This window comes from Actinoplanes sp. NPDC019969 (genome assembly GCF_055562375.1).
Genome location: NZ_JBVHFK010000006.1, coordinates 362,541 through 376,017 on the forward strand (window position 1 = coordinate 362,541; position 13,477 = coordinate 376,017).

Annotated in this window: 13 protein-coding genes; 5 read left to right on the forward strand and 8 right to left on the reverse strand. The window is 72.4% G+C overall.

Annotated elements, in window-relative coordinates; genetic code table 11:
- Positions 1-15: 15 nt before the first annotated feature.
- Both ACZ3II_RS20380 and ACZ3II_RS20385 read right to left on the reverse strand, forming a co-directional pair.
- Complete coding sequence (locus tag ACZ3II_RS20380; RefSeq protein ID WP_465519228.1) at positions 16-753, reverse strand: hypothetical protein; 738 nt, start codon at positions 751-753, stop codon at positions 16-18.
- A gap of 24 nt (positions 754-777) precedes the next feature.
- Positions 778-1,230: an SRPBCC family protein gene (locus ACZ3II_RS20385; RefSeq protein WP_465519229.1), complete on the reverse strand. Its 453-nt coding sequence runs from the start codon at positions 1,228-1,230 to the stop codon at positions 778-780.
- A 93-nt stretch (positions 1,231-1,323) separates the two neighbouring features.
- Between ACZ3II_RS20385 and ACZ3II_RS20390 the strand changes: the two genes are divergently transcribed.
- Together ACZ3II_RS20390 and ACZ3II_RS20395 are read left to right on the forward strand one after the other, a co-directional pair.
- On the forward strand, positions 1,324-3,012 hold the full coding sequence (locus ACZ3II_RS20390; protein WP_465519230.1) for a GAF domain-containing sensor histidine kinase: 1,689 nt from the start codon (positions 1,324-1,326) through the stop codon (positions 3,010-3,012).
- Between the two features lie 7 nt (positions 3,013-3,019).
- On the forward strand, positions 3,020-3,688 hold the full coding sequence (locus ACZ3II_RS20395; protein ID WP_014688640.1) for a response regulator transcription factor: 669 nt from the start codon (positions 3,020-3,022) through the stop codon (positions 3,686-3,688).
- 67 nt (positions 3,689-3,755) lie between these two features.
- Here ACZ3II_RS20395 and ACZ3II_RS20400 read toward each other — a convergent pair whose 3' ends face one another.
- The gene (locus tag ACZ3II_RS20400; RefSeq protein ID WP_465519231.1) at positions 3,756-4,259 is read right to left on the reverse strand and encodes a MarR family winged helix-turn-helix transcriptional regulator; all 504 of its coding nucleotides are present in this window, start codon (positions 4,257-4,259) and stop codon (positions 3,756-3,758) included.
- A 68-nt stretch (positions 4,260-4,327) separates the two neighbouring features.
- Between ACZ3II_RS20400 and ACZ3II_RS20405 the strand changes: the two genes are divergently transcribed.
- The gene (locus ACZ3II_RS20405) at positions 4,328-5,533 is read left to right on the forward strand and encodes an MFS transporter (RefSeq protein WP_465519232.1); all 1,206 of its coding nucleotides are present in this window, start codon (positions 4,328-4,330) and stop codon (positions 5,531-5,533) included.
- Here the strand turns inward: ACZ3II_RS20405 and ACZ3II_RS20410 are convergent.
- Together ACZ3II_RS20410 and ACZ3II_RS20415 are read right to left on the reverse strand one after the other, a co-directional pair.
- Positions 5,524-5,838 (reverse strand): TlpA family protein disulfide reductase, encoded by a 315-nt coding sequence (locus ACZ3II_RS20410; protein WP_465519233.1) that lies wholly within the window; start codon positions 5,836-5,838, stop codon positions 5,524-5,526. The genes ACZ3II_RS20405 and ACZ3II_RS20410 overlap by 10 nt on opposite strands.
- A 14-nt stretch (positions 5,839-5,852) precedes the next feature.
- On the reverse strand, positions 5,853-7,700 hold the full coding sequence (locus ACZ3II_RS20415) for an ABC transporter ATP-binding protein (protein ID WP_465519234.1): 1,848 nt from the start codon (positions 7,698-7,700) through the stop codon (positions 5,853-5,855).
- A gap of 525 nt (positions 7,701-8,225) precedes the next feature.
- Between ACZ3II_RS20415 and ACZ3II_RS20420 the strand changes: the two genes are divergently transcribed.
- Both ACZ3II_RS20420 and ACZ3II_RS20425 read left to right on the forward strand, forming a co-directional pair.
- Complete coding sequence (locus ACZ3II_RS20420; RefSeq protein WP_465519235.1) at positions 8,226-8,741, forward strand: DUF4240 domain-containing protein; 516 nt, start codon at positions 8,226-8,228, stop codon at positions 8,739-8,741.
- Positions 8,742-8,826: 85 nt separating this feature from the next.
- The gene (locus ACZ3II_RS20425; RefSeq protein ID WP_465519236.1) at positions 8,827-9,363 is read left to right on the forward strand and encodes a DUF4240 domain-containing protein; all 537 of its coding nucleotides are present in this window, start codon (positions 8,827-8,829) and stop codon (positions 9,361-9,363) included.
- A 1,350-nt stretch (positions 9,364-10,713) separates the two neighbouring features.
- Here ACZ3II_RS20425 and ACZ3II_RS20430 read toward each other — a convergent pair.
- From ACZ3II_RS20430 to ACZ3II_RS20440, 3 genes are all read right to left on the reverse strand, one after another.
- Positions 10,714-11,841 (reverse strand): glycosyltransferase family 4 protein, encoded by a 1,128-nt coding sequence (locus ACZ3II_RS20430; RefSeq protein ID WP_465519237.1) that lies wholly within the window; start codon positions 11,839-11,841, stop codon positions 10,714-10,716.
- Positions 11,841-13,097 carry a M48 family metallopeptidase gene (locus tag ACZ3II_RS20435; protein WP_465519238.1) on the reverse strand — a complete coding sequence of 419 codons (1,257 nt, stop codon included), beginning with the start codon at positions 13,095-13,097 and terminating at the stop codon, positions 11,841-11,843. The genes ACZ3II_RS20430 and ACZ3II_RS20435 overlap by 1 nt, the downstream gene beginning before the upstream one ends.
- Before the next feature lie 110 nt (positions 13,098-13,207).
- Positions 13,208-13,429: a hypothetical protein gene (locus ACZ3II_RS20440; protein WP_465519239.1), complete on the reverse strand. Its 222-nt coding sequence runs from the start codon at positions 13,427-13,429 to the stop codon at positions 13,208-13,210.
- Between the last annotated feature and the right edge of the window lie 48 nt (positions 13,430-13,477).

Consider the following 13,477-nt stretch of genomic DNA (forward strand, 5'->3'; position numbering starts at 1 on the left):
CCCTCTGCAAACAGTTCACACCGCGCTGCCGGGGCGGGCGTCGTCGCCCGGACCCGTGTCGCGGTCCTCGGGCGCCGTGGCGCCCAACTCATGATCCACGCTACGGGGCGTGTCCGGGCCGCTCACGGCCGCCTCGGCAGTGGCGGCCGCCCAGACGTCCCCGGTCCGGGTGGATCCCGCGGCGGCCGCGGCCGCCCGGGCCTGCTCGACGGCGCGCGCGACGGCCTGCTCGGCGGCGGCGGCCCGGGCCCGGGCCGCGGCGGCCTCGTTGCGGGCCCGCTCCACCGCTGCCGCCCGGGCGTCGGCGGCGCTGGCCGCGCCCCAGGGGTCGGCCTCCGCGTCGGGCTCGGCCGCGGGCGCCTCGTCGGTCGCCGCCGACCAGGCCCGGTCCGGGGCGGGCTGCGGGCGGGGACGCGGCGCGGCCGGGCGGGACCGCTCGCCGCTCAGCGTGGAGAAGGCGCGCATCAGCCCGGCCACCCCGGCGGCGATGTCGCCGGCACTGCCGGCGAGCCGTTCGGCGGTCTCCGGGCTCGGGTCACGGACCGCGGCGATCGCCTTGCAGACCGGGCACACGCAGCACTCGGCGCTGCCGGTCGACCAGGAGCCGGCGGCGGCGCCGGCGCTCGCCAGCAGGCCCATGACCGATTCACCCAGGAGGCCGAATCCCTCCCCGGGCGAGCGTCCGCCCGCCGATGCGTGCGCGAGGAACGCCGCGACCAGGCGCTCCGCCTCCTCCCGCGCTGACCCGGGCATGCTGCGCTCCCCTCGGCCCGCGGCTCAGGCCGCGGGCAGGCTCTCGACCCGGCGCTTGAGCTCCTTGAGCGCCGTATCCATGATCATTTTCTCCGCCTTGCGGCGGAACATCCCCAGCATGCCGATCGCGAGATCGACCGCCAGGGTGTACGTCACAGTCGTGCTGCCGTCCGCGTTCTCCACCAGGTCGTAGGCCCCCTCCTGGGAGCGCTGCGTCTTCGACGGCTCGACCAGGTGCCACTCGATCCGGGACAGATCGTCGGCGTACGCGTACTCCAGGGTGTATTCGTCGACCAGCACCGTCGCGTCGATCTGGAACCGCACCTGAGCGGCGTACCCGTCCTCGTACTCCTCGAGGACCTGGACTTTCTTGATCGACTCCGCCCAATCCGGGTAACGCGGGAAGTCGCAGATCACCGCGGCGACCCGGGCCAGGGGCGCATGGACCTGAATCGACTGTGTCGAGGTGTCCGCCATGCACGGCAGGCTACTCGCTGAACGCGCCCGTTCGCGCGACCGGGGCGTCGCCGCAACGCGCCGATCCCGCAGCGTCCCGCTACGATCCGTCACGTGCCAGCCCTCGCCAGTGGTCCCGCGCGTATCCGCCCGGCCGAAGCCGCGGCCCGTGCCGTCATGCTCCTGCTGGTCGCGGCCCTGACCCTGACCGCCACCGGCAAGCCGTCCCAGCTCGGCTGGATCGTCCTGCTGGCGGTCGCCGCCGTGCCCAGCTTCGTGGCCCGCGACCATCCCGTCCTGGCGCCGCTGGGCCGGGCCGCCGAGGTGGTGGTCACCTGCCTGGCGGCCGGGTGGGTCGCCGCCGCCGCGCAGGAGGCCGACCGGGTCGACGCCGGGTTCGGCGCCGAGGCGGTGCTGCCCTACCTGGCGGTGCCGCTGCTCACCGCGGCCCTGCACCGCCGCACCATGGAGGGTCTGTCGCTGCTCGGCGTCGCGGCGGTCACCATGGTCGCCGGCGGCGCCATGGCCGGTCCGGGCGACGTGCTGCGGACCCCGGGCTACCTGGCCGCCTGCGGCCAGTGGCTGGTGCTCGGGGCGATCATCACGTTCGCCGCCGAGACGATGCGGCAGCTGCTGCAGCCGCCGGAGCCCACCCCGCAGCCGTACGCGGAGGCCACCCGCCTGCTCACCCAGCTGCGCAGCGTGGCCCGGTCGCTGCCCGGCGCGACCCTGGACCCGGGCGGCATCTCCGAGCACCTCCTGGAGGAGCTGCGGGCGGTCGCCCCCGGGCACCGGGCGGCGGTGCTGTCGGCCAGCGGCGGCGGCCGTCTCGTCGTGCTGGCGCAGACCGGGGCCGAGCGGGTCGACTGGGAGACCACCCTCGACGCCGACTCGGGAATCGCCGACGCCTGGGCAACCCAGCAGCCGCAGACCGCGAGCCGGTCGCAGGCGCGCAGCCACCCCGGGGGCGACGTGTCCTCGCTGGTGGTGCCGCTGGTCGCCGGGGTCCGGACGATCGGCCTCGTCATCCTGGAGACGGACGCCTCCGGGGCGTACCCCTCCGCGGTGGTGCAAGCCGTGACGGAGGTGACCGGCCCGGCCTCGCTGCGGCTGGAGGCCGCCCTGCTCTTCGACGACGTCCGCTCGCTGGCCACCAACGAGGAGCGGCAGCGGCTGGCCCGGGAGATCCACGACGGGGTCGCGCAGGAGCTGGTGATGGTCGGCTACGGCATCGACAACGCGCAGGCCACCCTGCCGGAGGGCGCCGAGGAGACGGCCGAGGAGCTGCGCGTGCTGCGCTCCGAGGTGACCCGGGTGATCACCGAGCTGCGGCTGAGCCTGTTCGAGCTGCGCAGCGAGGTCGACCGCAACGGCGGGCTGGCCGCGGCGATCGCCGAGTACGCCCGGACCCTGGGCACCAGCGCCGGGCTGCGGGTGCACTTCACCTTCGACGAGTCGACCGCCCGGCTGCCCGCCGCCACCGAGGCCGAGCTGCTGCGGATCGCCCAGGAGGCGATCACCAACGCGCGCAAGCACGCGGGGGCGTCGAACCTGTGGGTCACCTGTACGGTCGACCCGCCGTACGCCGAGATCGAGGTGTCGGATGACGGCAAGGGGTTCGCGGACACCCGCCCCGACGGCCGCTACGGTCTTACCATCATGGCGGAACGCGCCGAACGCATCCGCGGTCGTCTCAAGATCACGCCGCGACACCCCAGCGGGACAACCGTCGCTGTAGTGCTCGGAACACCGCCTCGGCGCGATAGCGTGCGGGATAGCGTTTCAGCTCCAGAAGGGGAGTAACCCGAGCATGTCGACCAGTCCTGCGCCGACGACGCGCACCAAGGTCCTCCTTGTCGACGATCACGATCTGATCCGTAAGGGGCTGCGACACGCATTCGAGCGCGACCGGCAGTTCGAGGTCGTCGGTGAGGCCGCCACGGCGGCGGAGGCGGTGCGCCAGGCCGGCGCCCTCCAGCCGGATGTCGTGATCATGGACCTTCGCCTGCCCGACGGCAGTGGTCTCGAAGCCACCCGCGCGCTGCGCAAGAACAACGCCAACATGGGCATCGTGGTCCTGACCATGTATGCGGGCGACGACCAGCTCTTCGGCGCTCTCGAAGCCGGGGCCAGCGCGTTCGTGCCGAAGACGGCGCCCGCGGACGAGGTCGTGGCGGCCGCCCGGCACGCGGCGTCGGCGCCCAGCGCGTTCACCGCGGCCGATCTGGCCGAGGCGATGAAGCGGCGGCTCGCCCCGTCCGGCCCGCAGTTGTCGCCGCGCGAGGGCCAGGTGCTGCGCCTGCTCGCCGACGGCATGAGCGTGGCCGGGATCGCCAAGCAGCTGTTCGTCTCGGAGTCGACGGCGAAGACCCACATCTCGAAGCTCTACGAGAAGCTGGGTGCGGCGAACCGGGCACAGGCGCTCATGACCGCGCTGCGGCTTGGTCTGCTGGAAGCGCCCGACGCTCCCAAATTCTAAACATTCCGGACAGATTCGGCGTTTCTGTTTTTCAGGCGCCGAATCTGGCGGTACCCCGCTCGCCCGCTCACTTCTCCAGGGCGACCAGGACCTTCCGCAACAGCGCGTTCAGCGTGCCCAGCTCCTCGTCCGTCAAGGCCGACATCAGTTCCCCGTCACGGGCGATGCCCTCGAAGATGTACTTGCTCCACATCGCCCGGCCGGTCTTGCTCGGCCGCACCAGGATCCGGCGGCGGTCGGTGGCATCCATCTCCCGCGTGATCAGCGCCAGCTCGGCCAGCCGCTCCAGCCGGCTCGTCATCGCCGGGCGCGACACCCCGGTCGCCTCGGCCAACTGCGCGGGCGTCGCCTCGTTCGGCCACGGCAGGACCATCAGGGCGTGCAGCGTCTGGTAGTCCTGCAGGGTGAATTCGTCCCGGACGACGGCGAAGGCGGCGGCGTCGGCGCGCTCGATCCAGCGCAGCAGGTGCTTCATCCGGACCAGGGCGCCCTCGACCTGCGGGTTGAAGGCGGGCTCGTTCTTCCAGTAGGTCGCCCACCTGGCCACATGCTGATCCACGCTGTCTTCCACGGGAGAAGTCTGCCACACGTCGAACTATTCGCTTTCGAATAGTTCGACGTGGAATTATTGTCCGTCGCATGAACCGTGAGTTCCGGCTGCTCGCCACCGGTCAGGGCCTGTCCTGGCTCGGCAACGCCTTCCAGACCGTCGCCCTCGCCGTCGCCGTCGTCACCACCGGCGGCGGCGCCCGCGACCTCGGCCTGGTGATGGCCGCCAACATCCTCACGCTGCTCGCCGGCACCCTGTTCGGCGGCATCTGGGCCGACCGCCTGCAACCGCAGCGCGTCCTGGTCGTCTCCGACGCGATCCGTTTCGCCGCCACCGCCGGCATCGCCGTGATGTTCGCCTCCGGCGGCTACCACCTGCCGCTGCTGTGCGCGCTCACCGTTGTCTCGGCCGGCGCCGGCAGCTTCTTCAGCCCCGCGATGTCCGCCCTGAAGCCGCTGCTGGTCCCGGCGGATCAGCGGCAGCGCGCGAACGCCACGCTGAGCCTGCTGCAGTCGGCGTGCGGCGTGGCGGGCCCGGCCACGGCGGGCATCACCGTCGCCGCCTTCGGCGCGCCTGCCGGTTTCGGCATCAATGCGGTCAGCTTCCTGGCCTCCCTGGTCGCGGCGGCTCTGATCCGGGTACGCGCCCCGCGCGGCCCCCGCTCGCCGATGCGCGGTGAGCTGGCCGCCGGGTGGCACGCGATCCGGTCCCGGGACTGGCTGGTCAGCGGACTGTTCGGGGCGACCGTCTACCACGTCGCCAACGGCGTGGTCCTGGTCCTGGTGCAGGTGGTGGCGGTGCAGCGGCTCGGCGGGGCGCACGCGATCGGCTGGGTCGCCGCCGCCGAGGGTCTGGGCGGGGTGATCGGCTCGGCGCTGGGGATGCGGCTGCGCCCGCGCCGGTTGCTGCTGGCGGGCCTGCTGGCGCTGCCGTTGATGGCGGTGTGGGCGTTGGCGTACGTCTGGCCGGGCACTCTCGCCGCCGTCATGATCGGCGCCGTGATCGGGTACGCGGGCCTGCTCTTCTACGACGTCGCCTGGGAGACGTCGCTGCAGGAGAACGTGCCGCACCGGATGCTGGGCCGGGTCAGCTCGTGGGACTACCTGACCTCGTTCCTGGCGATGCCGCTCGGGAACGCGCTGGCCGGGCCGCTGTCGGAACGGTTCGGCATCGATCGGGTGCTGACGGTGTGCGCTGCCGTCCTGTTCGCCGCGAGCGCGTCGATGCTGCTGGTGCCGGGCGCCCGCCGCCTGGTCCGGACCGGTTCGCCGGCGCCCGAGCCGGCTCAGGCCTGAGCGGGCAGGATCTCCGCCAGGGCGGCGATCAGGTGCGGCTTGGTGGGCACGCCGGTCGCGCGGCGCACCTCCTGCCCGGCGGCGTCGAGGATCAACAGCGTGGGGGTACGTACGATCCCGAGCTCCCGGATCTCGTCGAGGTGGCTCTCCGCGTCCACCTCGACGTGGCGTACCCCGGGGAGCAGGGCGGCGACCTCGGCGCTGACCCGGCGCACGGCCCGGCAGGGGGCGCAGAACGCGGTGGAGAACTGCAGCAGGGTGGCGGGCGCCGGCTCGACCCCGAGCCGTTCGAACAGTTCCCTCATGTCCCGATCTTCGCTCAGGCCGACTGGTAGGCGCTCGCCTGGAGGGTGAACAGCTGGGCGTACAGCCCGGCGGCCGCCATCAGCTCCGCGTGGTCCCCCTCCTCGACGACCGATCCGTGGTCGAGCACGTAGATCCGGTCGGCCTCGCGGACACTCGCCATCCGGTGGGTGATCAGCACCACGGTCCGGCCGGCGGCCAGGTCCCGCAGCCGCCGGTACACCTCGTGCTCGGCCCGGGCGTCCAGATTCGCGGTCGGCTCGTCGCAGATCAGCAGCGGCGCGTCCCGATGAAAGGCCCGGCTCACCGCGAGGCGCTGCCACTGCCCGCCGGACAGATCCGCGCCGTCGGTGAAATGGCGCGACAGCAGGGTCTCGTACTCCCGGGGCAGCTCCATCACGAACTCGTGGGCGTCCCCGGCCATCGCCGACTCGCGCACCCGTTCCAGGGTCGCCGGCCGGTCGTGCCGCCCGATCGCGATGTTGAGCCGCGCCGACAGCGGCCACCGGGTCGGCTCCTGCATCACCACCGCCACCTGTTCCCGTACCGACTCCGGGTCGTACCGGGTCACGTCCACCCCGTCCCAGCGCACCGTGCCCTGCTGCGGCCGGTACAGCCCGGCCAGCACGGCGGCCAGGGTCGACTTGCCGGACCCGTTCTCGCCGACCAGCGCGATGATCTGCCCGCGCCGCAGGGTGACGCTGACGTCGTTCACGGCGGGCCGCTCGGCGTCCGGGTAGCTGAACGTCACCCGGTCCAGGCGGATCTCGGTGAACCGGTCCGGGGCCCGCCGTCCCGGCTCCGGTTCGGCCCGCGCCACCGACAGGTCGCAGAAGCCCTGGAAGTCGGAGAAGTACAGCCCCTGCTCGTACACCCGGTTGGCGGTGAACGCCAGCTCGCTGAGCTTCCCGATCCCGATGTTGATCGCGTACGCGGCGGCGCCGGCCACCGCCAGCTCCATCCGGCCGGTCCACAACAGCCAGAACAGCATGATGTACGCCAGGCCGGTCGCCAGCCCGCTCAGCGCCTGCCCGGCCAGGTTCGTCCGGACCACCCGGCCGATCACCCGGATCTCCTCGAGAGTGGAGATCCGCAGCAGCCGGCCGACCTCGGCGAGCAGGAAACGCCGTACCGTGAAAGCTCGCAGCTCGGCCGCCTGCTCCCGCTCCGCCAGCAGGTAGGCGAGCATCCGCTGACGCCGCCAGACCGCGATCAGCCGCAGCTTGCTGCGGTACCCGAGCCGGGCCGACCGCACCGCCGCCCACGCCGTCGGCACCACCGCGAGCACCAGCATCGGCAGCAGCGCCGGATGCAGCACCGCCAGCACGCCCGCCGCCGCGACCAGCCCGATCAGGTGGGTCAGCACCTCGATGCCGTGATCCACCACCTGCTGCGCGGCGCTGATCCCCCGGTCCCGGGCCCGTTCCATGGCGTCCCGCCAGCCCGGATCGTCGAACGTGGCCAGATCCACCCGCGTCGTCAGGTCCAGCAGCCGCATCTCCGCGGCCTCGTACACCATCGGCGACAGCCGCCCGTGCGCCGCCGTCGCCGCCGACGCCAGCAACCCCCGCACCGCCAGGGCGACGATCAAGAGCAGCAGCGACGGTACGGCGGCCCGCACACGTTCCGGCGTCGGCCCCGCCAGCAGCAGCCCGTCCAGCACACCGACCACACTGATCAGCCCGACGGCCGCCGCCACCCCCGCCGCGATCTGCAGGATCAGCACCGCCGCCGTGGTCCGCCGGCTGGCCCGCCACCCGAGCAGCCACGCCTCCCGCAGCAGGCTCGGCAGCCGCCGCACCATCTGCAGGAACGTGGTGTTCGCCGCCTCCTCCGTACTGGTCAGCCAGTACGGCAACTCCAACTCCCCATCATCCTGCGCGGTGAGCATCGTCTCCGCCGCGACCGCCCGGCCATCGTCACCGCCCGCGGCCGGCCCGCCGTGGCCTTCCGTCCCCGCGTCACCGCCATCTACCGCCGCACCGCCTACTTCGGCCCCCTCGCCGTGGGCGCCCCTTCTGCCGTTGCTTGGCGCTCCATCCACCTCGATTTTTTCCGTTTTGCGAGTTTCCGCGGCAGGCGTCACCCTGCCGTTGGCGGCCTCCGCGGCTGGGGCAGGTTCGCCGGGGACGGCCGGCGACGTGGCAGCGGAAGGAATCGACTCGGGAGTGGGGTCCGGCATCGTCGGTCGCCTCTCGGGTCCCTCGGCGGGGCTCCGCGAGCGCGGCAGGGCGCGCGGCGCACGGGCGGCACGCCGCACCCGGCCTGCCGGAAGCCCCGCTGTCGTTATTACGCCGCCCGGCCGCCGGCCGTCCACCGCACATTGCGGAATCCGGCACTCATTCACGCTCGTGAGCGTCTTTCAACCCCCGCTGATACCTTCCCGGCCATGACGATCGCTCCTGCCGCCGCCGACGAGGCCCGCTTCTGGTCACTCCTGGAATCCGCCTGGACCTCCCTCGGCGACGAGCCGGACGCCCTCCGCCGCCAACTGCTCCAGCGGACCCCCGGCGCCTACGAACCCTGGATCTACGACCTGGACCCCTGGATGGACCCGTTCCTCGACCGTCTCCGGGCCCTCAGCGCCGACCTGACCAGTACCGAACTGACCGGCCTCGACCGCGTCCTGGAACGCAAGCTGTTCGACCTGGACCGCCGGGACGTCCACACGGCCGCCGAAGGAACCGAGGAGGGTTTCCTGCACGCCCGCGGCTACATCGTCGCCGCCGGCCGTGCCTTCTACGAGGCCGTCGACGCGACTCCCGGCAAGGCGATCGAGGACGCCCACTGCGAGCCGATGTGCTACTTCTTCGCCGACCTGCACCGGGAGCGTTTCGGCACCCGCCCCGAAACCGGCTCCGGCATCAGCCGCGAGTCCTACAGCAACGAGCCCGCGTGGCAGTGACCCCCTGTCACCCCCGCGCCCCCGCTGACCGCGGTCTCTGCCGCCGCGCGCGATTCTTGTCAGACCCCGCTGATACGTTCCGCCCATGACCACCGACGCGCCGACTGCGCTGCTCCCGACCGCCGCTGACGAGACCCGTTTCTGGGCTCTCATCGAGTCCGCCTGGGCCGGGCTGGGCCCGGAGCCCGCCGCGATCCGGCACGCGCTGGTCCACCGCACCCCGGAGACCGGCGAGGACGCGCTCCACGCTCTGGACCCGTGGCTGAAGCCGTTCCTGGAGCGGCTCCAGGCCGCCTCCGCCGATCTGTCCGCGCAGGAGCTCACCGACCTCGACCGGGTCCTCGAGCGCAAGCTGTTCGACATCGACCGCGCGGACATCCACGAGTTCACCGACGGCTCCGACGACGGTTTCCTCTACGCCCGCGGTTTCATCGTCGCCGCCGGCCAGGACTTCTACGAGGCAGTCCGAGCCCACCCCGAGCTCGCGATCATGGACGCCGAGTGCGAGTCGATGTGCTACTTCTTCGCCCACCTGCACAACGACCTGACCGGCAGCTGGCCCCGGACCAACTCCGGCATCAGCCGCGAGTCCTGCTCCAACCGAGCCGGCTGGCCGTCCTGACCCATCATCACCGCACACACAGCCCGCTCCCGGCAGGCGTCACACCAGCGACCGCCTCGCCGCAGCCGGCCCCGCCGCGCCATCCCTCACTGCCGCCGGCATCTCCGGACAGCCCTGCTTCTCATTGTCGGAAATGAACCTCAAGCTCGAATTCCTCCGCCGCTGGCTCGGACATTCGCCGGGCCAGCCTGGCCCCGCTCCCGCCTGAACCTCCACCGCTCAACATCAGGCATCCGCCAGGCCAGCGCAACCCGGCCCCACCTGAACCCCACCGCTCAACATCAGGCATCCGCCAGACCAGCGCAACCCGGCCCCACCTGAACCCCACCGCTCAACATCAGGCATCCGCCAGACCAGCGCAACCTGCCCCTCACCGGACCTCCCCACCGCCGGACATCAGGCTTCCACCAGCCCAGCCCGGGCCCACCTGAACACCCCTCAGCGCCGGACATCAGCATCTGTTGGACCGGCGTCGCCCGCCCCCGCCCGCCGCGATCGTGGACGGCCCGGAAGCTGTTGATCACCGCAAGCGATCGCCGGACGAGATCTTGTGCGGTTCGCTCCGGCATTTCCCGACCAAGAACAACAAGACTCGCGATCTTGGTCGCCAGATGCCGGGATCGAGCCTTCTTCTCGGTTGCTCACGTCCGCGTCCGCCAGCCTCCGAACGGGTGAGTCCGTACGCATGATCGACCCGCGGCCGGCGTTCTTGTGCGATGCGGCCCGGTGCCGCATACCCAAGATCGATAAGGCTTGCGATCTTGGTTGGGCGGCACCGGATTTCCGCAGCTCAGCGCACAAGAAGGGGCAGAAATCCGATCGTGTGCGCCGGGCTCCGGCGTCGAGTCCACAAGATCGCGAACCAGTCCGGGGCACGGCCGTAGTCGTGACGGCATCGCCCGGACGGGGGCTTGACTACTCGCCCCTCAGTGCCCAGGAGAAGACACGATTCCGGAGCCGAAAGCACAAGTACCGGGAGCATCCCGATCTTGTGCGCCGGACCCCGGCGCCGGCACCCCAAGATCGGGACGCTGGTTTCGATCTTGAGGCCCGCTCTCCGGGATCTCCCCCGCGACGCGCACGCACCACGACCGCCGTTCGTGACCCCGGCGAAAGCCGGACGCGCGCGGGAGCGCTGATCCATGGCCGAGCCCATTCAAGGATCGTTCCGCGGATTCGATGGAAACAAGCGCGGCACCGCCGACCTCGCCGGCATGAGGTCGGGTCAGCGCTTCCTGCCCGGTCCGGGCAACAGCGCCCGGACCACCGCCGATCTGTTTACTCAACGTCGAGGCGGGTGTGGTGGACCGGCTCGCACCGCCCATCCCTCCGGCGTCCTCGCCGAACCGGTCAGGACGGGTTCAGCAGGTCGGTGAGGCGGGCGGCCTGGGTTTCCCAGCGCCACTCCTGTTCGACCCAGGCGCGGCCTGCCGCGCCCATCGCCTTCGCCTTGGTGGGGTCGCCGAGGAGGTCCGCGATGCGGGCGGCGATGGCGGGGACGTCGGTGCCGCCGACCACGTGGCCGGTCTCGCCCTCACGGACGGCGTCGGGGGCGCCGCCGGAGTCGCCGCCGACGACGGGGAGGCCGGTGGCGGAGGCTTCCAGGTAGACGATGCCGAGGCCTTCGACGTCGAGGCCGGCGGCCCGGGTGCGGCACGGCATGGCGTAGACGTCGCCGGCCGCGTAGTGGTCGGGCAGCTCGGCCCACGGGACCGAACCGGTGAAGACCACGTCGGACTCGACGTCGTGCTCGCGGGCCAGGCGTTCCAGGGTTTTCCGGTACGGCCCACCGCTGACCAGCAGCAACGCGGCTCCGGGCACCCGCCGGCGGATCTCCGGCAGGGCACGGATCAGCATGTCCTGGCCTTTGCGCGGAACCAGCCGGGACACGCAGACGACGACCGGCCGCCCGGCCAGGCCGTGCCGTTTGCGGATCGCGGCGCCGTCCACGCCGGGGTGGAACTTGTCCACGTCGACGCCGGGCGCGAGCCGCCGCAGCTCGGTCAGGCCGTGCAGGGCCTTGTCGAGGCGGGTGCGCTGGTACTCCCCCAGGTAGGTGATCACGTCGTTGCCGCGGGCGATGCGCCGGAGCAGGCCACGCGCGCCGGGCAGCGCCGCCCAGCCGATCTCGTGCCCGTGGGTGATGCCGACGGCGCGTTCGATGCCGGCGGTGCGGCGCAGGCCGTGGGCGAGCAGCCCGAGCGGGGCGGCCGCGCCGAAGAGGACACTGTCGCAGTCGTGCGCGCGGGCGAGTTCGGCGGCGCGGCGGGCGACCGCGGGCGTGGGCAGCAGGATGCCGGTGTTCTCGCGGACGACCTCGAAGGGTTGTTCGGCGTCGAACTCGGCAGCCCCGCGCCAGGTCGACGAATACACCACGATCGAACCGGCCGGCTGTCGCACCGCCAGGTTGTGCACGAACTGCTGGATCCCGCCGGGCCGGGGCGGGAAATCGTTCGTGACCAGCAGCGTCCGGCCCATCAGCGCTCACCCCGGGCCCAGGCGCGGGCGGCGGCCATCCGCTGGACGGTGGAGGGATGTGAGGCGAACATGGCGTGCTCCCAGGACGGTGGGTCGGGGTCGGCGAGGTTGACGGTGCCGAGGCGGCGCTGCATCGCCTCGAAGGTTTCCGGGTCGCCGGTCAGGGCGAGGGCGTGGGTGTCGGCGCGGGCCTCGACCCGGCGGGACACGAAGGCCTGCGCCGGGCCGGTGATCAGGCCGGCGACCGTGGTCACGGCCAGGAGCAGGCCGATCGCGCGGGGCTCGGCGATCGAGTCGACCCCGGCCAGGCGCAGCAGCCCCTGCCAGGAGCCGAGCAGGTAGAGGACGATCACGGCGGCGGCGGCGCCGAGCGCTCCCATGATCGTGCCGGTGAGCACGTCGTTGTCCTTGGCGTGCCCGAGCTCGTGGGCGGCCACCGAGACGACCTCGCCGGGGGTGGCCTCGGTCAGCATGGTGTCGTAGACGACGATCCGGCGGGTCGGGCCGAGACCGGAGACGTAGGCGTTGACCGCGCGGGTGCGCCGGGAGGCGTCGGCGACCAGGACGTCCTTGACCGGGACGCCGTCGCGGTCGGCCAGGGCCAGCAGCTCGGTGCGCAGCGGCCCGTCGGGCATCGGGGTGAACCTGTTGAACACCGGCTCGACCAGCACCGGCAGGATGAACGAGAGCAGCACCACCAGCCCGGCCGCCCCGGCCGCGCCGATCGCCCACCACCAGCGGGGCGCGAAGTGGGTGACCGTGTAGAAGCCGGCCAGCACGACGGCGCCGAGCACCGCGCCGACGGCGAACGACTTGAGCAGGTCGACCGTCCAGCCGGTCCACGTCTGGGTGGAGATGCCGTAGCGCACGACGACGGTGTGCCGCCACGCCGCCAGCGGCAGCGTGATCAGCTCGGTGACCAGGACGACGGCGAGTCCGCCGAGGACGGCCTCGGCCAGCCAGTGACCGCCGAACGGGCGGCCGGCCAGCTCGACCAGCCGGGCGCCGAGCGGGGTGAGCCCGAGCAGGAGGGCCAGCGCCAGGCCGAGGATCATCGAGGTGTACGACCCGGGGCGCAGCGCGGCGTGGAACGCGCGGGAGCGGGCCACCTGGTCGGCGGGGAGCTGGCCGAGGGCGGCGAGCTGGTCGGCGCGGGGCGCCGGCGACCGGTGCCAGGGCACGGCGGTCACGGTGAACACGATCAGGGCCACGAGCAGCACAACGAGCGCACCGGCGGCCCAGAGGCGCGGCGTCACCGCTCAGCCCTCATCGACATCAAACCCCTTCGGTGTACGCCCGGAGACGGCGTGTGACGGTCAATCCTAGAGATCGCGCGCCGGACCGGCCGCCCGCCCAGGGCTCATGATCACGCCACGTCACGGCGGGGCGGGACCAGCGGCACCACCACCGGTGGGGACGGCGTCTGCAGCAGCTCCACCTCGAAGCCGGCCAACTCGAACACCTCGATCGCCCGCAGCTCCCCGGCGGTCAGATCGGCGATCCCGTCCGGTGTGTCCATCAGCGCGCTGACCAGGCAGCCGTTGCATTCGGCGCGTTCCTCGGCGCAGCGCCCACAATCGATGATCATTACCCCTCCTCGAACGGCGGGACAACCGGCCGGACCGGAAGAAGCGCG

What these genes read in the sequence shown, in the direction of transcription:
- ACZ3II_RS20425 (WP_465519236.1), top strand. Translation starts at nt 8,827, where the DNA reads ATGACCACCGACGCGCCGACTGCGCTGCTCCCGACCGCCGCTGACGAG.
- ACZ3II_RS20395 (WP_014688640.1), top strand. Translation starts at nt 3,020, where the DNA reads ATGTCGACCAGTCCTGCGCCGACGACGCGCACCAAGGTCCTCCTTGTC.
- ACZ3II_RS20380 (WP_465519228.1), bottom strand. Translation starts at nt 753, where the DNA reads ATGCCCGGGTCAGCGCGGGAGGAGGCGGAGCGCCTGGTCGCGGCGTTC.
- ACZ3II_RS20440 (WP_465519239.1), bottom strand. Translation starts at nt 13,429, where the DNA reads ATGATCATCGATTGTGGGCGCTGCGCCGAGGAACGCGCCGAATGCAAC.
- ACZ3II_RS20420 (WP_465519235.1), top strand. Translation starts at nt 8,226, where the DNA reads ATGACGATCGCTCCTGCCGCCGCCGACGAGGCCCGCTTCTGGTCACTC.
- ACZ3II_RS20385 (WP_465519229.1), bottom strand. Translation starts at nt 1,230, where the DNA reads ATGGCGGACACCTCGACACAGTCGATTCAGGTCCATGCGCCCCTGGCC.
- ACZ3II_RS20430 (WP_465519237.1), bottom strand. Translation starts at nt 11,841, where the DNA reads ATGGGCCGGACGCTGCTGGTCACGAACGATTTCCCGCCCCGGCCCGGC.
- ACZ3II_RS20405 (WP_465519232.1), top strand. Translation starts at nt 4,328, where the DNA reads ATGAACCGTGAGTTCCGGCTGCTCGCCACCGGTCAGGGCCTGTCCTGG.
- ACZ3II_RS20410 (WP_465519233.1), bottom strand. Translation starts at nt 5,838, where the DNA reads ATGAGGGAACTGTTCGAACGGCTCGGGGTCGAGCCGGCGCCCGCCACC.